The 18,252-nt window shown below is 59.0% G+C and carries 17 protein-coding genes; 9 read left to right on the top strand and 8 right to left on the bottom strand.

What is annotated here, in order from left to right; all coding sequences use genetic code 11:
- The 5 genes from CPY51_RS08630 (at nucleotide 1) to CPY51_RS08610 (ending at nucleotide 4,653) form a co-directional block, all read left to right on the top strand.
- On the top strand, nucleotides 1–867 hold the full coding sequence (locus CPY51_RS08630; RefSeq protein ID WP_111159857.1) for a carbohydrate ABC transporter permease: 867 nt from the start codon (nucleotides 1–3) through the stop codon (nucleotides 865–867).
- Nucleotides 868–952: 85 nt separating this feature from the next.
- The gene (locus CPY51_RS08625; protein ID WP_420820681.1) at nucleotides 953–1,789 is read left to right on the top strand and encodes a carbohydrate ABC transporter permease; all 837 of its coding nucleotides are present in this window, start codon (nucleotides 953–955) and stop codon (nucleotides 1,787–1,789) included.
- 2 nt (nucleotides 1,790–1,791) lie between these two features.
- Nucleotides 1,792–2,079, top strand: coding sequence for a DUF2160 domain-containing protein (locus CPY51_RS08620; RefSeq protein WP_111159855.1), 288 nt, complete (start codon nucleotides 1,792–1,794; stop codon nucleotides 2,077–2,079).
- 81 nt (nucleotides 2,080–2,160) lie between these two features.
- Nucleotides 2,161–3,885, top strand: a complete 1,725-nt coding sequence (locus CPY51_RS08615) for an ABC transporter substrate-binding protein (RefSeq protein ID WP_111159854.1) — start codon at nucleotides 2,161–2,163, stop codon at nucleotides 3,883–3,885.
- Between the two features lie 171 nt (nucleotides 3,886–4,056).
- Complete coding sequence (locus tag CPY51_RS08610; RefSeq protein ID WP_111159853.1) at nucleotides 4,057–4,653, top strand: DUF922 domain-containing Zn-dependent protease; 597 nt, start codon at nucleotides 4,057–4,059, stop codon at nucleotides 4,651–4,653.
- Between the two features lie 45 nt (nucleotides 4,654–4,698).
- Here CPY51_RS08610 and CPY51_RS08605 read toward each other — a convergent pair whose 3' ends face one another.
- Entirely contained in the window at nucleotides 4,699–5,346 is a 648-nt protein-coding gene (locus tag CPY51_RS08605) for a TetR/AcrR family transcriptional regulator (RefSeq protein ID WP_111159852.1), read from the bottom strand.
- Between the two features lie 131 nt (nucleotides 5,347–5,477).
- On the opposite strand from CPY51_RS08605, the gene CPY51_RS08600 reads away from it, so the two are divergent.
- Entirely contained in the window at nucleotides 5,478–6,683 is a 1,206-nt protein-coding gene (locus CPY51_RS08600; RefSeq protein ID WP_111159851.1) for an HlyD family secretion protein, read from the top strand.
- A 26-nt stretch (nucleotides 6,684–6,709) separates the two neighbouring features.
- Nucleotides 6,710–8,293 carry a DHA2 family efflux MFS transporter permease subunit gene (locus CPY51_RS08595; RefSeq protein WP_111159850.1) on the top strand — a complete coding sequence of 528 codons (1,584 nt, stop codon included), beginning with the start codon at nucleotides 6,710–6,712 and terminating at the stop codon, nucleotides 8,291–8,293.
- Between the two features lie 28 nt (nucleotides 8,294–8,321).
- On the opposite strand, the gene CPY51_RS08590 is transcribed toward CPY51_RS08595, so the two are convergent.
- The gene (locus tag CPY51_RS08590) at nucleotides 8,322–8,888 is read right to left on the bottom strand and encodes a TetR/AcrR family transcriptional regulator (protein ID WP_111159849.1); all 567 of its coding nucleotides are present in this window, start codon (nucleotides 8,886–8,888) and stop codon (nucleotides 8,322–8,324) included.
- A 113-nt stretch (nucleotides 8,889–9,001) separates the two neighbouring features.
- Between CPY51_RS08590 and CPY51_RS08585 the strand changes: the two genes are divergently transcribed.
- Nucleotides 9,002–9,688 (top strand): glutathione S-transferase family protein, encoded by a 687-nt coding sequence (locus tag CPY51_RS08585; RefSeq protein WP_111159848.1) that lies wholly within the window; start codon nucleotides 9,002–9,004, stop codon nucleotides 9,686–9,688.
- 16 nt (nucleotides 9,689–9,704) lie between these two features.
- Here CPY51_RS08585 and CPY51_RS08580 read toward each other — a convergent pair whose 3' ends face one another.
- The 5 genes from CPY51_RS08580 to CPY51_RS08560 all read right to left on the bottom strand — a co-directional run bounded on the left by CPY51_RS08580 (nucleotide 9,705) and on the right by CPY51_RS08560 (nucleotide 16,577).
- Nucleotides 9,705–10,808 carry an ABC transporter ATP-binding protein gene (locus CPY51_RS08580; protein WP_111159847.1) on the bottom strand — a complete coding sequence of 368 codons (1,104 nt, stop codon included), beginning with the start codon at nucleotides 10,806–10,808 and terminating at the stop codon, nucleotides 9,705–9,707.
- A complete protein-coding gene (locus CPY51_RS08575) occupies nucleotides 10,808–13,399 on the bottom strand; it encodes a GH116 family glycosyl-hydrolase (RefSeq protein ID WP_111159846.1) in 2,592 nt (863 codons plus the stop codon). Before CPY51_RS08575 ends, CPY51_RS08580 begins: the two co-directional genes overlap by 1 nt.
- 21 nt (nucleotides 13,400–13,420) lie before the next feature.
- Nucleotides 13,421–14,272, bottom strand: a complete 852-nt coding sequence (locus CPY51_RS08570; protein ID WP_111159845.1) for a carbohydrate ABC transporter permease — start codon at nucleotides 14,270–14,272, stop codon at nucleotides 13,421–13,423.
- Nucleotides 14,269–15,177 carry a carbohydrate ABC transporter permease gene (locus CPY51_RS08565; protein ID WP_111159844.1) on the bottom strand — a complete coding sequence of 303 codons (909 nt, stop codon included), beginning with the start codon at nucleotides 15,175–15,177 and terminating at the stop codon, nucleotides 14,269–14,271. The genes CPY51_RS08570 and CPY51_RS08565 overlap by 4 nt, the downstream gene beginning before the upstream one ends.
- Before the next feature lie 116 nt (nucleotides 15,178–15,293).
- Nucleotides 15,294–16,577: an ABC transporter substrate-binding protein gene (locus CPY51_RS08560; RefSeq protein ID WP_111159843.1), complete on the bottom strand. Its 1,284-nt coding sequence runs from the start codon at nucleotides 16,575–16,577 to the stop codon at nucleotides 15,294–15,296.
- 207 nt (nucleotides 16,578–16,784) lie between these two features.
- Here CPY51_RS08560 and CPY51_RS08555 point away from each other — a divergent pair, with 207 nt between their 5' ends.
- Complete coding sequence (locus tag CPY51_RS08555) at nucleotides 16,785–17,819, top strand: LacI family DNA-binding transcriptional regulator (RefSeq protein WP_111159842.1); 1,035 nt, start codon at nucleotides 16,785–16,787, stop codon at nucleotides 17,817–17,819.
- 20 nt (nucleotides 17,820–17,839) lie between these two features.
- Here the strand turns inward: CPY51_RS08555 and CPY51_RS08550 are convergent, their stop codons facing one another.
- Nucleotides 17,840–18,157, bottom strand: coding sequence for an ArsR/SmtB family transcription factor (locus CPY51_RS08550; protein WP_111159841.1), 318 nt, complete (start codon nucleotides 18,155–18,157; stop codon nucleotides 17,840–17,842).
- Between the last annotated feature and the right edge of the window lie 95 nt (nucleotides 18,158–18,252).

Here is an 18,252-nt window from a genome sequence, read left to right as displayed (position 1 = left end):
ATGGACAAGACATGGAACAACAAGGCGTGGTTTCTAGTGCTGCCGGTGCTGCTGCTGGTTGCCTTCTCGGCCGTCATTCCCTTGATGACGGTGGTCAACTACTCGATGCAGGATACGTTCGGCAACAATCAGTTCTTCTGGGCAGGGACCGAATGGTTCACCCAGTTGCTCGCTTCGCCGCGCTTCTGGGCCTCCATGGGGCGCAATCTGGTATTTTCGGCCATTATTCTTCTGATCGAAGTACCGCTTGGCATTTTTATCGCGTTGAACATGCCGAAGAAGGGACTGGGAGTCCCGTTCTGCCTGGTGTTCATGGCGCTGCCGCTATTGATTCCGTGGAATGTCGTCGGCACGATCTGGCAGGTATTTGGCAGAAACGACATCGGGCTGCTTGGCTACTATGTCAACGCGCTGGGCATCGACTACAACTATGTCCAGCATCCGCTCGATGCGTGGATCACCGTCATCGTGATGGATGTGTGGCACTGGACGAGCCTCGTCGTGCTGCTCTGCTACGCCGGCCTAGTATCCATCCCCGATGCCTACTATCAGGCTGCGAAGATCGACGGCGCCTCCGGCTGGTCCGTTTTCCGCTACATCCAGCTTCCCAAGATGAAGCGCGTGCTGCTGATCGCGGTTCTCCTGCGGTTCATGGACAGTTTCATGATCTACACGGAGCCGTTTGTTGTCACCGGCGGCGGGCCAGGCAATTCGACGACCTTCCTGTCGATCGACCTCGTCAAGACGGCCCTCGGTCAATTTGACCTCGGTCCGGCGGCGGCGATGTCGCTGGTCTACTTCCTCATCATCCTGCTTTTGTCATGGGTGTTCTACACCGTCATGACGACCTACGACGCGGAGGGCTGAAATCATGTCTGTCAGCCAGGGAACCACGAATGCGGAGCGGGAAACGATGAACGGTCAAGCAAGATCCGCAGATTCCGCGCATGAGATGCCGAGAAACGACGTCCGCCGTCTGAACCGGGAAGAATCGCGGTTCCGCTGGCTGATCCCGACGATCTACATCATCATTCTGCTCCTGCCGATCTATTGGCTCATCAATATGAGCTTCAAGACCAACGACGAGATCGTCAACTCGCTGACGATCTACCCGCATGCGCCGACGCTTCGAAACTACTACATCATCTTCACCGAAAAGGCTTGGTACTCCGGCTACATCAACTCGATCATCTATGTCGTCATGAACATGGTGATCTCGGTATGCGCGGCGCTGCCGGCGGCCTATGCCTTTTCGCGCTATCGCTTCCTCGGCGACAAGCATCTGTTCTTCTGGCTGCTGACGAACCGGATGGCGCCGCCGGCGGTCTTCGCCTTGCCATTCTTCCAGCTCTATTCCGCCTTCGGCCTGATCGACACGCATATCGCCGTGGCGCTGGCGCATTGCCTGTTCAATGTGCCGCTGGCGGTATGGATCCTTGAAGGCTTCATGTCGGGTGTGCCGAAGGAAATCGACGAGACGGCCTATATCGACGGCTATTCGTTCCCGCGGTTCTTCCTGAAGATCTTCGTCCCGATGATCGCCAGCGGCATCGGCGTCGCGGCCTTCTTCTGCTTCATGTTCTCCTGGGTCGAGCTGCTTTTGGCAAGGACACTGACGACGACCGACGCCAAACCGATCGCGGCAACGATGACCCGTACGGTGTCGGCGTCCGGCATGGATTGGGGGCTTCTGGCGGCTGCCGGCGTGTTGACGCTCATTCCCGGCGCGCTCGTCATCTACTTCGTCCGAAACTACATCGCCAAGGGCTTCGCCCTGGGGAGGGTGTGAGCATGAACCTCGATTTTACATGGATGGCCTGGACCTGGCCGACCGCCATCTTCTTCGTCGTCATTCTCACTTTGATCCTTGGCATGGGCGTCTGGGAATATCTTTCGCCTGGCGGCAATCCCCGCGTCGGCATTCTCCGCTTTGAGACGACGCGCGGCGACCGGCTGTTCGTATCGCTGCTTGGAGCGGCTTTCATTCATCTTGCATGGCTGGGTCTGGGTGGACCCAACCTGTGGTGGGCTCTTGCCATCTCCGTAATCTACGCCGTCGGCGTATTTCGTTATGTGTGATGCAAGTTGATACAGATGGCCGGGGTAGGACTGGCCGCCTGGAACGTGAGGACTGCAATCGCAAACCTTTGGGAGGATAATATGCGAAGGCATCTATTGACGACAACGGCAGTGACACTGCTTGCTCTTTCAGGCTCGGCTTATGCCGGTATGGACGAGGCCAAAACCTTTCTCGACAAGGAGATAGGCGGCGTTTCGACCCTTTCCCGCGCTGAGCAGGAAAAGGAAATGCAATGGTTCGTTGACGCGGCCAAGCCCTTCAACGGAATGGAAATCAAGGTCGTCTCCGAAACCCTGACGACTCACCAGTATGAATCGCAGGTTCTAGCGCCTGCCTTTACCGCCATCACCGGCATCAAGGTCACGCACGACGTCATCCAGGAGGGAGATGTCGTCGAGAAGATCCAGACGCAGATGCAGACTGGCCAGAATCTCTATGACGGCTGGGTCAACGATTCCGATCTGATCGGAACGCATTGGCGCTACAAGCAGGTCCGCAACCTGACCGACTGGATGGCTGGTGAAGGCAAGGATGTCACCAATCCGGGGCTCGACCTCAAAGACTTTATTGGGACTTCGTTCACCACGGCTCCTGACAAGAAGCTCTACCAGCTTCCTGACCAGCAGTTCGCGAACCTCTACTGGTTCCGTTATGACTGGTTTAATGACGCGAAGAACAAGGCCGACTTCAAGGCGAAATACGGCTACGAGCTCGGCGTTCCGGTCAACTGGTCTGCTTATGAAGATATTGCCCAGTTCTTCTCCGGCCGCGATGTAAACGGCAAGAAGGTCTTCGGCCATATGGACTACGGCAAGAAGGATCCGTCGCTCGGCTGGCGGTTCACTGACGCCTGGCTCTCGATGGCCGGCAACGGTGACAAGGGACTGCCAAACGGCCTTCCCGTCGACGAATGGGGCATCAAGGTTGACGACAATTCCCGTCCGGTCGGATCTTGCGTTGCTCGCGGCGGCGATACCAACGGGCCGGCCGCCGTCTATTCGATCCAGAAATATCTCGACTGGATCAAGGCCTATGCACCGCCGGAAGCCCAGGGCATGACCTTCTCCGAAAGCGGTCCAGTTCCCGCGCAGGGCAACGTCGCTCAGCAGATCTTCTGGTACACCGCCTTCACCGCCGACATGGTCAAGCCCGGCCTGCCTGTCATGAATGACGACGGCACGCCGAAATGGCGCATGGCACCGTCGCCGCATGGTGTCTACTGGAAGGACGGCATGAAGCTCGGCTATCAGGACGTGGGCTCCTGGACGCTGATGAAGTCGACGCCTGTCGACCGCGCCAAGGCCGCATGGCTCTATGCGCAGTTCGTGACGTCGAAAACCGTCGACGTGAAGAAGAGCCAGGTCGGTCTCACCTTCATCCGCGAATCCACCATCCGCGACAAGAGCTTCACCGAACGCGCTCCGAAGCTCGGGGGTCTTATCGAGTTCTATCGCTCGCCGGCCCGCGTGCAGTGGTCGCCGACAGGCACCAACGTTCCGGACTATCCGAAGCTTGCGCAGCTGTGGTGGCAAGCCGTTGGCGACGCCGCCGCCGGTGCGAAGGATGCTCAAGGTGCGATGGACTCGCTGTGCGCCGAACAGGAGAAGGTGCTTCAGCGTATCGAACGCGCCGGCATCCAGGGTGACATCGGACCCAAGCTCGCCGATGAGCACGATCTGGCCTACTGGAACGCAGATGCTGTCAAGAAAGGCAACCTCGCTCCTCAGCTGAAGATCGCGGACGAGAAGGAAAAGCCGGTCACCATCAACTACGACGAGCTCGTCAAGAGCTGGCAGTCGAAGTAAAGATAGACCTGGCCGGGCGGGTGCCAATGCATCCGCCCGGCTTTTTGCTGTCCAGAGTTACGACTTGCGGAGTTTGGAAATAAGCGACCGTATCTGCACATGGCCGATTGAAGACGGTGTCTGTCCCATCTAGTTGTCTGTCGAATAAAGCAATGATCGTCGAGGATTCGCGTGAAAATAGTCGTCGGATTTTGCTTGCTGCTCAGCGCTTTCACATCATTGCCGAGTGCCGCACGTGCAGAATGGCAGGCGGTTGAAAAGGTCCAGAACTATTCGATCGCTGGGAAATCCGGTGCTGAGCTCTATGCGTCCATCGGCGAGCGAGGGCCTGAGATCGGCAAAGGTCTCCGGGTCATCGCGCATACCAATTTCAAGCTGACATGGTCGAGAAAATACGAGACTGAAGGCGATATCTGCACGCTGGTCTCCGTGCGGCCCAATCTCGTCATCACCTACACGCTTCCCAAGCCGACCGAGCAGCTACCGGCCTCCACAGAGAAGCGTTGGCGGACATTCATAGCCGGCGTACGGGACCATGAGCATGTGCATGGCGGCTTCATCAAGGACATGGTGAAGAAGATCGAGATGGCGACGGCTGGCCTGTCCGTTCCCGATGATCCGAAATGCCAGAAGATTCGGATCGAGCTGACAAGACGGCTCTCCGAGATATCGGACTTTCGTCAAAAGCAAAACATCGATTTCGATCACGCCGAGATGAGCAAGGGCGGCAAGATTCAGCAGCTGATCCTAGCGCTGGTCAATGAATAGCGATCAGGCCTGAGGCGACGCCATTCCGGCATGCCGGCGAGGAATTCAAAGAGTGCAGCCCTTGAGGAACAGGCCTGCGCACATTGTTGCCCGGGCTCTGATCTCCTCGGTTCCCGGCGCGGGCTTCTGGCCCAGGGTTGCTGCGCGCTGCGGCTCCATGATCATCATTCCACGCAGCATGCCGCATGCCTCGTGCGGGTCCTCAAGCTCGATCAGCCCGCGTTCGCATTGACGACGCAACCAATCTTCCATCACCCTGTTGGTCGGAATAATCGCACGCTCGTAAAAGGCGGTGGCCATCTCGGGGAACCGATCGGACTCGCCCACGACCAGCCGCGTCATGCGAACGGTTTCGTCTGAAAGGGTCAGCATGCCGTAGGCAGTCAGTATGCGCTCCAACCCCTCGCGCAGACCCATTGTTGCAAGCATGCCCTGGTCCAGCGCCAGAAAGAAACGCCCGATCTTTTCCGAGATTACGCTGGAAAAGAGATCGGCCTTGGCCGGAAACAGCCGGTAGAGTGTTTTGGTCGAAACGCCGGCATTCTGCGCGATCACGCTAATACTGGCGGCAGCGTAGCCGCGTTCCCGAAATTGATCGTTCGCAGCCTCGATGATGACGCTTTTGGTGTCGTCGTCGCAGCGGACCTGCGGCCGTCCACGCGACCGCGTCTCAATTTTCGTAATTTCGACCATGATGATTTTCCAAATTCATATTGACATTCGCTTTATAAGGCATATTTTAGAAAACAGCAAGTTTCCAAAATAGCATTTACGCATTCAGAGGCCGCGGCGCCAACGACGGCGACCGGCACCAGGAGACCACAATGACCAAGCTGCATGCCCTGAACAACAATTCTGCTCCGGCCGCGAAGGTTGAAATTCAGCCCGTCGCCACGCCGACCCTGGAAGCGGCCAAGCCGGCGAAAATCGCCGAAGCCCTTCCGGCGACGGCTGCTGGCGAAACACCTATCCGCAAGCGCGGCGGTCGTTCGTTGCTTTTGGGTGCGACTGCCATCGCCCTGATTGCCGCAGGCGCGTACTATGGTCACGAATACTGGACCGTCGGCCGTTTCGAGATCTCGACGGATGATGCCTATGTGAAAGCCGACAGCAGCTCCATTGCGCCGAAGGTTTCAGGCTATATCGCAGCAGCGCTCGTCGGCGACAATGAAACTGTCAAGGCCGGCCAGCCGCTCGCCCGTATAGACGACCGCGACTATGTGGCCGCTCTCGACCAGGCCAAGGCCGATGTCGCTGCAGCAGAGGCCACCGTCCAGGCCAAGCAGGCTTCCCTGGACATCCAACAATCGACGATCGCCGCGGCCCGAGCGACGGTCGACGTCGATCGCGCCAATGAGACGTTTGCCGAGCAGAACGACAAACGCTACGCCGGACTGGCCACCAACGGCTTTGCCTCCGTTCAGACCGCCCAGCAGGCCGCATCTCAGATCGCCTCTGCCAAGGCCGCGATTGTTCGCGACAACGCCTCTCTCGAAGGAGCGACGAAGCAGGTCGATTTGCTGAAGGCGGAAGTGGCCCAAGCCAGCGCGACGCTTGCCCATAGTCAGGCTGTCCAGCATCAAGCCGAACTCAATCTCTCCTATGCAACCATTGTCGCTCCCGTCGACGGCGTTGTGGGAAATCGCACGCTCCGCGTCGGCCAGTATGTCCAGGCGGGCACGCAACTGATGTCGGTCGTGCCGACTACGGCTGCCTATGTCATCGCCAACTACAAGGAAACGCAGCTGACCGACGTCCGTCCAGGACAACAGGTCGATATCGACGTCGATATGTTCCCGGGCAGGGTCTATCACGGCCACGTCGACAGCCTTGCTCCGGCAAGCGGCCAGGAATTTGCGTTGCTGCCGCCCGACAATGCCACCGGCAACTTCACCAAGGTCGTCCAGCGCATCCCGGTGAAGATCGTTCTCGACGCCGATAGCATTGCCGCCGGAGATCTGCGTCCCGGCATGTCTGTCCAGCCGAGCATCGACACAAAGGCCGATGCTGCCAAGCGCCAGAGCCATTGACCCCGAGGGGTCAGAAGGATCGTGTCATGTCTACTATCGCATCAACCGGCACTGCGGTCTCGCCGCCGCGCGCCAGCACCAGGGAATGGATCGCCGTTCTCGCCGGGATGATCGGCGCCTTCATGGCTATTCTCAACATCCAGATCACCAATGCCTCGCTGCTCGATATCGAGGGCGGGATCGGGACGGGCGTCGACAACGGCGCCTGGATATCCACGTCCTATCTGATCGGCGAGATCATCGTTATTCCGCTGACCGCCTATTTCAGCAATGTGTTTTCTTTCCGCCGCTATATCCTCGTGAATTCGATACTGTTTCCTTTGTTCTCGATCGCCTGCGCCTTCACCCATGATCTCGGCTCGATGATCGTCATGCGTGGCCTGCAGGGTTTCGCCGGCGGCGTGCTGATCCCCATGGCCTTCACCATGGTCCTGACGAAGCTGCCAAAGCCGCAGCAGCCGATCGGCCTTGCCGTCTTCGCGCTCTCGGTCACCTTCGCGCCTGCCATCGGCCCGACAATCGGCGGCTACCTGACCGAGAACTACGGCTGGCAGACCATTTTCTTCATCAACGCCATTCCGAGCGCCATCATGGCCGTTGCTCTTGCGGCAACGCTCGACAAGGCGCCGATGCAGCTGCGATTGTTGAGGGAAGGGGACTGGGCGGGCATCGTCACGATGGCGATCGGCCTGGCGGCGTTCCAGACCGTGCTCGAAGAGGGAAACAAGGAGGACTGGTTTTCCTCGCCGTTTATTCTGAAACTGAGCCTTGTCGCCTTCGTCTTTCTCAGCGCCTTCATTTGGATCGAGCTTGCCGTGGAAAAGCCGCTGGTAAAGCTGCGCCTGCTGAAGCAGCGCAACTTCGGCATCGGCGTCGTGGTCAATGTGCTGGTCGGCGTCGCGCTCTTCGGGACGGTGTATATCCTGCCGCAATATCTCGGCCAGGTGCAGCGCTACAATGCTGAACAGATCGGCAATGTTCTCGCCTGGACCGGCCTGCCGCAACTGCTCCTGATCCCGCTCGTGCCAATGATGATGAAGCGCTTCGACGCCCGCTATATCGGCTGTCTCGGCATCAGTATCTTTGCGATCAGCTGCTTCATGAACATCACGCTTTCGGGAGACAGTGCAGGTGACCAGTTCTGGATACCGAACATTGTCCGCGCAATCGGGCAGGCTCTTGTTTTGACGCCGATCACGGCGATCACGACGGCGGGTATTGCCGCTGCCGATGCCGCCGCCGCGTCAGGACTTACCAACATGCTGCGCAACCTCGGCGGGGCCGTGGGTACGGCGACGCTTGGCACGGTTCTGACCAAGCGCGAGCAGTTCCACTCGAACATCATCGGTCAGTCGATCACCCCTGCGCGCGAGGAGGTGCGGCAGCGTCTGGACCAGATCACCGGCTACTTCATGTCGCACGGGGTTTCCGACCATGCCGTTGCTGCCCAACAGGCCGTCATCGCACTCGGTCGCATCGTCAAACGGCAGGCGCTGATCATGGGTTTCAGCGACACCTTCGCCGTCATCGGGGTCCTGCTAGCGCTCGCAGCCGTCACCCTGCTCTTTGCCCAGAAGCCCAAGGCAGGGACAGGTGCGGGCGCGCACTAGACAAACCGGGCTGTTGCGTTTGACGGCGTCAGGGGAGGAGACCGGCCACGCGATACGCTTCCACCGATTGGTCAAAGGCGGCGATGTCACCGCGGCCTCTCGCTATCAACTGGGCGCCTTCGATGGCAGCGAATATGGCAAGTGCCTGTCGCTGGATCAGCGCCGCATCCGCTTTCGGCGCTCGTTTGGAGAGCACCGCCGCCAGCCATTCGACATTCGCGTCGATGAAACGGTTCACCTCGAGGCGAACCTCGGAAGGCAAATCACTGTGTTCGGCGGCCATGATGCCGGCCATGCACATGCGGTTGTCGTTCAGGAGCGGCGAGCGGAAAACGTCGGTGTAGTATTGCGCCCACCTCTCGCCGCTATCTGGTAACGCCAGCAATCCGCCGAGATAGCCGGTGAGTTCCTCGGTGTAGCGACGGGCAAGGGCGGCGCCAAGGTCACCCTTGGTGGGAAAATGATAGTGGACGCTGGCGCTCTTGACGCCGACGGCCTTGGCCACCTCGCGGAAGCTCAAAGCATTGTAGCCATTGGCCTGCACCATCAGACGGGCCGCGTCCATGATTGCTTCCCGCGTGTCATTCGTTGACATGGAATGTCTCCTTTTGTCTATCTATCGATAGGTAGCACTTGACAGAGGAAAGGAAAAGGCGGTTTATAAATTTGCCTATCAATCGATAGATAAACAAACGAAGGATCTAACCCATGAAAATCTTTGACCGCCCCGGATTCCCAAACCCGGCCCGCATCCGCATCGTTCTGGCCGAAAAGGGACTGGACACCAAAGTTGAGTTCGTCTCGGTCGACCTGATCGGCGCAGAACACAAACAGCCAGACTTTCTCGCCAAGAACCCTTCGGGTGTTCTGCCGGTTCTCCAGCTGGATGACGGCACATACCTCTCCGAGTCGACCGCCATCACCGAATATCTCGACAATCTCGATGGAAACCCGACGCTTACGGGAAAGACGCCACGCGAAAAGGGTATGATCCACATGATGCAAAGGCGCGCCGAAGCCGAGTTAATAGACGCCGTCGGGATCTATTTCCACTATGCCACGCCGGGCCTCGGCGCGGAGCTGCAGGTTCATAAAAGCCCTGATTGGATCGGCCGGCAGGAATGGGGCAACAAGTCGGGCCAGAAGGCCCTCGCGGGAATGAAATATTTCGACGAGGTTCTGAAAACTCGCCCCTATGTCGCGGGCGATAGCTTCTCGATGGCTGACATCACCGTCTATGCCGGGCTCGCTTTCGCCGACGCTGCGGGTCTCGCTATTCCCGAAGACGCAACTGCGCTAACAGCCTGGCGTGCCCGTGTCGCCGAACTACCGAGCGTCAAGAACCGCACGGGACAGTATTTCGGTTCGGAAGATCTGCGTCGCCTCGGCTTCTGATCGGGTTGGGCAGGCGCTAGCTCAGATAGGCACTTCGCCAATCACTGCTGGCGCCGACCGTCAGGCCTGTAGCGTCAAACAGATGGACAAAGGGTTCCGGTAGGTTGACGGGGATCAGGTCGCCCGGCTTTGCCGCGCTGATGCCACGCTGGGCGATCGTGAAGGGATCGCCCGCTTTCGTTTCGGCGTGGATGATGGTTTCCGAGCCTAAAATCTCGGTGCTGTTCACCGCAACGTCGAAAAGGCCGTCGCGAATCTCGATGTGTTCGGGGCGGACACCAAGAGTAATAGGCGCACCGTGCGGAAGACCGATATCGCGGCCACTCAAGGGGATGTCGACGCCGTCGCTAAGACCGACGCTCGTCTGGTTCCCTTTCCGGCCGAGCGTGCCCTTGAGAATGTTCATGGGAGGAGCGCCAAGAAAACGGGCGACGAAGAGATTGGCCGGACGAGCATAGAGCTCGACGGGAGAGCCCACCTGGACAACACGCCCCTCGTTCAGAACCACGATCTGGTCGGCCATCGTCATCGCCTCGACCTGGTCGTGGGTCACGTAGACCATCGTCGATCCAAGCCGCTTATGAAGGCTGCTCAGCTCGCCGCGCATCTTCACGCGCAACTCGGCATCCAGATTGCTGAGCGGTTCGTCGAAAAGAAAGGCCTTCGGCTCCTTGACGATTGCCCGGCCAATGGCAACGCGTTGGCTCTGGCCGCCGGACAACTGGCTTGGCCGCCGGGCAAGAAGATGTCCGATCTGCAGAATTCCCGCCGCCTTGGCGACCCGCGCGGCGATTTCGAGTTTGCTCAGCTTCTGATTTTCCAGGCCGAACCTCAGATTTTGCTCGACCGTCATATGCGGATAAAGCGCGTAGCTCTGGAACACCATGGCCATGCCGCGGGCCGATGGCAGGAGATGATCGCATCGGATACCGTCGATCTGTATCTCGCCTGAGGTTACCTCCTCGAGGCCGGCCATCATCCGCAGCAACGTCGATTTTCCGCAACCGGATGGGCCGACGAAAACCGTAAACGAGCCGTCGGCAATCTTGAGGTCGATACCGTGAATGACTTCAAAGCTCTGGAAGGCCTTGCGAACCGACTTGAGTTCAATCCCAGCCATTACGCTACAGCCCCAATTTCCACTGTGCAGCCGGCTTTGAGCGGTCCGCGTTCCGAAATGCGGTGAACCCTTCCGTCGATGAGGATCTCGGCGACATCGAGCGTCCCTCCAAGAACCGTCAGGGTCACTTGTCCATTCTGCCTTGTCAACTTTCCGAAACCCTTGCCTGCTGACCAGAACAACGAATAGTCCCCGGCAATCTTCGGCGAGAAGGCAAGGACGCCGGAGACGAAATCGGCACTGAGCCCCGAGAAGGCATTGACGAGCTGCCAGGCCGACATCGAGCGCGCATAATAGGAGCCGCACTCGATATCGTTCCAGGGATTGCGGCGGGTGCCATCGTGGCGATGGCGAACGCCCCGAACGATATCGATGCCCTCCTCGACGAGGCCGTGCATGATGAGATGGGAAGCCGACATATATTCGATGCCGGTCCAGACCTCTTCGGCATAGGGCGCTGCGACCATCGGCTGCCGGATGCCCTCGGGATAGGTGGCGATCAACAGGCCCGCCTCATCCTCGTACGCATAGTTGCGGCACGGATTGAAATGATCTTCCAGTGTGGGGCGGAAGTTGTTGGTGTGGACCGATTTCAGCGCGGTCCGGATCTTGGCGGCATCGAGGAATCCGCCGATTCCCGCGACCTCGGCATGCCACTGTCCGAGGATCTGGTCGGATATGCAGCCCTCGCCCATCTGATACTTCAGTTCGGAGAATTCCTCGGACCAATAGGTCTCCATGAACCCGTCGGCAAGGACGCCTGCGGCGCGGCCAACGTCAAACGGAGTGAGGACACCCTTGTCGGAGAGATCGAGCTTTTGAATGAACCAGCGGCCATTGAAAAGTTCGGAGTTGATATAATCCGCACCAGCCGCACCGAGGCGTCCCGCCTTTTCGGCCAATGCCTCATCTCCCATGACTGCGGCCATCTCGGTCGTTGCGAGAAGCGCTGCGACATACATCGAGCCCAGCCAGGAATTCGGACCGAAGAGCTCCATGTCGAGCGTGTGATGCTGGCGTCCGGAAAGTATACCGGTTTCGCCGGGGTCCCAACGGTCAGGATTCTCCGGCGACCAGGCGTATTCCATGGCGCGTTTGACATTCGGCCAATAGCGTCGCAGCCAGTCCGTATCGCCCGACATTTTCCAATCGCGATAGGTCTTGATGATCGCGCCGAAATGCCCATCGGCGCACGGGCCGATAATGTCGAAACCCGATCCGAGCGGCAGCTTTTGGCGAAAGGTCAGGCCACCCGTCGGGAGTTGATTGTAGGCGAATTCGGTCTCGCGCAGCGTCCGCTCGATCGCCGGGAAAAGATGGGACAGCGCCTGCTGGTAGTTCCAGACATGGGTGCAGGAGCCCTCGCAGGAACCATCGTTGGTGTGCTGGCCTTCCCATCCCCAGAGCTCGCCGTTTTCAAGCCGGATGCAAGTTGCGGTGCGCAGAAGCGCCAGGGTCGAGCTTGCCGCATCGATGACTTCGGCGGGCAGGGTGGTGTCGAACAGACCGTCGCGGAAGGCGAGGGTGGCGGCCGTGAGGTCGTCCCACCGCCGGAGGGCTTCGGTCGCGCTATCGGTCGAATCCACCCATTGGGTGGCATAGTAATTCTTCCAGCTCGGCGTCGGCCGGTCCGGGATGACGCCATCGGGTTTGTTGCGGTAGGCCCAATAGATGTCGCCTTCCGGGAAGTTCCACGAGATCACGAAACGCACTGTTTTCCTGCTGCCGGCGGGCACGGTGAACCGAGCGCCCAAGGTGCCGTGTTCCGGCTGCAGGCTCATATGTCTCGAGGCGCGCGGCTGGTCGTAATGCCGCTTTGGAAGGTGGCCCGGGCGCGCGAATTCCTTCCAGTAGACTGCGAGGTCGTCAAACCATTGGCCGCGATAATGATGGTCGGTGTGATCGACGTCTGCCGCATCCGTTGCGACGGTGAGGCTGCCACGTTGCGTCGACGGCAGGTCTTCATCCGAGGATGTCAGGTACAGGCGGCTGATGCCGTTTTCCTGGCTGAAACGATGGGTGCCGCTGTTAGAACCATAGTTTCCAAGCGTGCAGGCGAGCGTGTACGTCAATTCGTCGGCCGTGTCGTTGACGATTTCGAACGCGAACATGGCAACCGGCATCGACGAGTCGCGATCGTTGTGGGGGATAAAGGGGCTCATCGCCGTCTGTCGAACGAGACCCGGGAAACGATCGTCGTTGAAGACAAGGTCGGCAGTAGGGAAGCGGCCGTAGAATTCGACCTCGCGAAAATGTGGAACCCCGACCATGGTCTGGCGATTGGCGCCGTGGCCGAAACCATCGAACATCTGGCGCTTGCCCGGCGCACCGGATGGATTGAGGTCGTAAGGACCATTCAGGACGCGGGCATCGACGAGCTTGTCGCCCTTTTCGGCCTTGATTGCGAAGTGCGAGTAACCATTATAGCCCTGAAGCGCCGGCCGGTTGCGGATCGACCAGTCGATCAGCCGCCCGCTGCCGGAGATGGAGAGCCCGCCGGAACCTATCCCGCCGAGCGGAAAGGCGATGTAGCGGCTGCGTTCGCCTTTGTAGGCGAAGTGCGGATCGATCGAAGCGAGGTCATGCCACATGAAGATCAATGTCCCTGAGTGCTAGTTTTTGATGCCGCTCATCGTGATGCCTTCGATCACGAATTTCTGGGCGAGGAGAAAGAGGAGCACGACGGGCAGGATCGACATGCTCATCGCCGCCATCACGACCGAGAGATTGCCGGCGCCCATGTAGCCGCGCAGCACATCCATCGCGACCGGCAAGGTCAGCGATTCATTGGAGCTGAGCAGCACTTTCGCCTGGAAATAGTAGTTCCAGGTCTGGGTGAAGGTGATGATGCCGAGCGCCGACAGTGCCGGCCGCAATTGCGGCAGGGAAATCCGCCAGAAGATCTTGAGATAACCGGCGCCATCCATCAGCGCCGCCTCTTCAAGCGCCTTCGGCTGGCTGAGCATGAATTGCCGTACGAGAAACACGCCGAAGCTGGAGGTCAGATACATGAGCGCCAATCCGATCGGTCGATCGAGCAGGCCGAGGCGGGCGTAGCCGAGATAGATCGGCAGGATCGTCACCTGCGCTGGAAACATCAACCCGATCAGGAGAATGAAAAACAGCGCGTCGCGACCTTTGAAATTGAGCCGGGCGAAAGCGAAGGCGGCAAATGTGCAGGTTATGAGCTGGCCGATTGTCACGATCACGGCGATCATGACCGAGTTGAAATAGATGTGCAGAAACGGCACCCGGGAGTTCAATACTTCGCGATAGTTGCTGAAATTCAGGCTCGGCGGCAGAAAGCTCGGCGGCAGCTTGTAGGCATCCGACACCGGCCGGAACGACATCGAGAACAGCCAGAGGAACGGCAGCAGCATGCCGATGGCGAGAACCAGCATGGTGGCGATGATTGCCCAATCGATCCAGCGCTTGGCAGCGCGGGTCTGCATGGTCTCGCTCATTGCTGCACCCATCGACGGGAGAGGATTTGCTGGACCGCGGTGATCATGAGGATGAGAACGGTCATCACAACCGAAATCGAGGCGGCATAGCCGATCTGGTAGCTGCCAAATCCTTCCTCTACAATGAGGATGGAGAGCGAACGCGTGCTGTCGCCGGGGCCGCCCTGGGTCAGGATGACGATCGATTCGAACACCTGCAGAGCCCCGATCGATGCATAGACGATGCAGAAGAAGACGACCGGCGAGATGTAGGGAAGGGTGATCCGGAAAAATGTTCGCCAAGCCGGCGTGCCGTCCATGGCCGCTGCTTCAAGAATATTCTTCGGCACGCCCTGCAGGGCCGCGATGAAGATGATCATGAAGAAACCGGTGTTCTTCCAGACATCCATGATGACGATCGAGGTCATCGCATGCGTCGAATCCGTCAGCCAATGTACGGGCGAGAGCCCGACGAGGCGGAGGTAGTAGTTGATGACGCCAAGGTCGTCACCGTAGAAATAACCCCAGACGATGGACACGAAGGCGGCGGCGATGATGACGGGCAAGAAGAACGCAAGCCGGAAGAAATAGAGCAGCCATCCCGGCATCGCCCGATTTAAGGCGAGCGCCAGGATGAGGCCGATGGAGACGTTGAAACTCACGGCGAAGAGCGCAAAGCGCAACGTGTTCCAGAGTATCTGCAGGGATCGCCGATCTGTGAAGAACCGCGCGAGATTGTCGAGGCCGACCCAGCTCGAGCCGAGCATGGGGTCGTAATAAGAAAAGGCCAGCACCGTCGTAATGATCACCGGCGCAATCACGAATGTCAGATACAGCACTGCCGCCGGCAGCACGAAAAGATAGCCGCTGCGTGCCTGGGCGCGACTGAGTTCGGAGGGGCGATGTCTTTCAATCGTGGCGTTCATCAAACATGCTCAAGGGGTCAAGGACAAGTGATTGAAGCGGCGCACTCGGCGCGCGGGAGTGGGCGACGCCTCGTCGGCGTCTGCCCCCTTTCTCACCGTGGTAAGCTTAACTCCGGTTACCCGCCCATTCGCTTCTTCAACCGCTCGAACGATGCATTGAGTTCGGCGTCGGCCTGCTTCACGCCGTCGGCGATGGAAACCTCGCCCGCCATCATCGCGGTGTAGTAGCGGATGAAGATCTTCTCGACTTCCTGGAAATTTGCCGGAGAGGGCACGGCCTTCGTATTCGGCAGGGTCTGGTAATAGAGGGCAGCGCTTGGTGGGAAGCTGAGGAATGCAGGCGTATCCGCCGCCGCCTTGCGGCCCGGTACGCCGCCGCCTTTTTCGCCCTCCTCCTTTTGCGTTTCCTCGCTGGTGAGTTCGAGGATGAGCGCCTTGGCGAGATCGGGCTGGGTGGTCGTCTTCGATACCGCATAGCCGCCGAAACCGATCACCGTCGTATCGGTGGCCTTGCTCGGCGGAATGGCGACGTCCATGTTGAGCTTGTTGTTCTTGGCGTTCTGGACGATCCAGTGGCCGCGGCTGATCATCGCGACCTGACCGGCAAGGAACTGGTTGTCCATCGTATCCTTGCCGGGAATGGGCGAGACACCGTCGACATGGATGAGATCGTAGAGGAACTGCAGGCTCTCGGAGACCTTCGGATCGAGCATGTTGGACGCCGTCCAGTCGTCGTTGAGCGCGCCTGTGCCATTGGAGAAGAACCAGGGCTGGATGAAGAAGTTCTGGTTCGGCACCTCGTAGCCGAACTGGGTGACATTGCCCGAGCCATCCTTGACCGTCAGCTTCTTGGCAACGTCACGGAACTGATCCCAGGTCCATTTGCCATCCTTCGGATAGGCGACGCCGGCCTTGTCGAACAGATCCCTGTTATAGTTGATCATGATGTTGTTCCAGCCGATAGGGATATAGTTGATGTTCCCTTTGTAGCTCGACTGTTTGAAGAGGCTGGGTGCAAAGTCTGAAAAGTCAGGATTGGCCGCAACGAAATCGTTGAGCGGCAGGAATAGGCCTCGAGACGAGAAGCTCTGGAACGTCTCGATCGCGGTGCCGTAGATATCGGCCTGCTGGCCGGAGTTGAACTGGCTGAAGACCTTGGTCACGTAGTCGCCCCAACCGGTCGAGATCGGGTCGACGGACAGGTCGACCTTGACGTTCGGGTACTTCTTGTTGAAGCGGGCAATGGCATTTGTCATGGCGGCGAGTTCGGCATCGGCGCCGAACCCCTGCACCTTCAGCGTGCCACTTGCCGTCGACTGCGCAAAGGCTCGGCTGATCCCTGCGCCCAGTACCAGAGCCGCAGACGAAGCGAGCAGTGAGCGCCGCGAAATATTATGCATGTCGTCCTCCCCAATGCGCCTCCTACAGCGCGTTACCGTTCAACAAACCTTTGATCGAAACGTTTCGTTTTTTCGAACTGGATATTAAAGCGCCGGATCCTCCCCCGGCTCTCCAATACTGAATTTGCTTAGTCGAAACGTTTCGTATAACAGCATCCAGATCCCCTCTTGGCAAGAGGGTCGCGGAAAAAGGGCAGCGGAGGCGGCATGGCCACCATCAAGGACGTGGCGAAACTGGCGGGTGTTGCGATATCGACGGCCTCGGCCGCGATCAACCGTTCTGCGCCGGTCAGCGAAGAGGTGATCGCCAAAGTCGAGGCTGCCGTGCGCGATATCGGTTACGTGCCGCACGGGGGCGCGCGCAGCCTGAGGATGGGTCAGTCGCGGTTGATCGGGCTCATCCTGCCTGACATCACCAATCCGCATTTTGCCAAGGTCGCCAAGGTGGTCGAATCCGCCTGCCTCAATGCCGGCTACATGGCCGCGGTCTATTCAACCAGTGAGGATCATGATCGCGAGCGACAGATACTCACGATGATGCGGATGCAGCGCGTCGAAGGGCTGATCATCATTCCGACGCGCTCCGACGCCGAGCACGGCGCCCGCATCATCGGCCAGATTCACGTGCCGACGATCCTGCTCGACAGCTTTGTTGAGGGGCTCCCCTATGACGTCATCAAGCTCGACAATATCGCTGCCGGGCGCATCGCCACTGAACACCTGATCGGTCTCGGTCATAGGCGCATCGCAGTGACAGTCGGCCGCGACAATATCGTCACCGGCGAGGATCGGCTGCAGGGCTATCTGCAGGCCCATGCCGCTTATGGACTAACTGTCGACAACGACCTGTTGCTGTCCGGCCGCTTCGATCAGGTCCTTGCTCATGACAACACCTTGAGGAGAATGCGGCAACCCGATCCGCCGACTGCGATTTTCGCGCTGTCGAACATGATGATGCTCGGCGTCCTCAATGCGCTCAGGGAATTGCGATTGAACGTGCCCGGAGACGTCTCCGTCATCGGCATTGACGATTTCGATTTCGCCAACATCATGAACCCGCCACCGACCGTCGTCGCTGCACCTGTCCTCGAAATGGCGCAGATGTCGATTGCGGCTCTGCTGGATGAAATCGCTCGGAAAACGCCGCCCACCGGCACGCGCACCGTCTTTGCGCCGAAGCTCGTCGTCCGCGAATCCTGCGCCGCCCTCATGCCGGCTTCTGATGACCCGGTGGCGTCCTAGCAGATTTGCAGCTCAGAGCGTCAGGTCTTGCTGCGGGGAGCGGCTGCAAGAATAGCCGTCATCAGACCGGGAAAGCGCATCTCGAGGTCATTGAGCCGCAGCGAAATCAGCCGCTGGGTTCCCTCGATGCGGGTCGAGGTAATGCCGGCCTCGCGCAATCGCGCATAATGATAGGTCAGGTTTGTTTTGGAGCCGAACTCGGAAAAACCGGAACAATTCTCTTCGCCGACCTCCACAAGGCGCAGCACGATATCGCGCCGTGTCGGGTCGCTCATTGCGTCGAGCACGGCCGACAGGTCGATCTGTTCAGTGGTGGGATGATGGATTTCCTTTGCCATGAGGATTAGCTAGCGCTATTCGGGCAAAAATTCAATAGTCGTTGAACTACTTGACAAGTCGAAGTGCGAAGGTTCATAACTTCAATAGTTGTTGA

This window comes from Arminella tubonensis, from assembly GCF_003240585.1.
Lineage (GTDB): Bacteria > Pseudomonadota > Alphaproteobacteria > Rhizobiales > Rhizobiaceae > Rhizobium > Rhizobium tubonense.
This window is presented reverse-complemented; position numbering and strand designations above follow the sequence as displayed.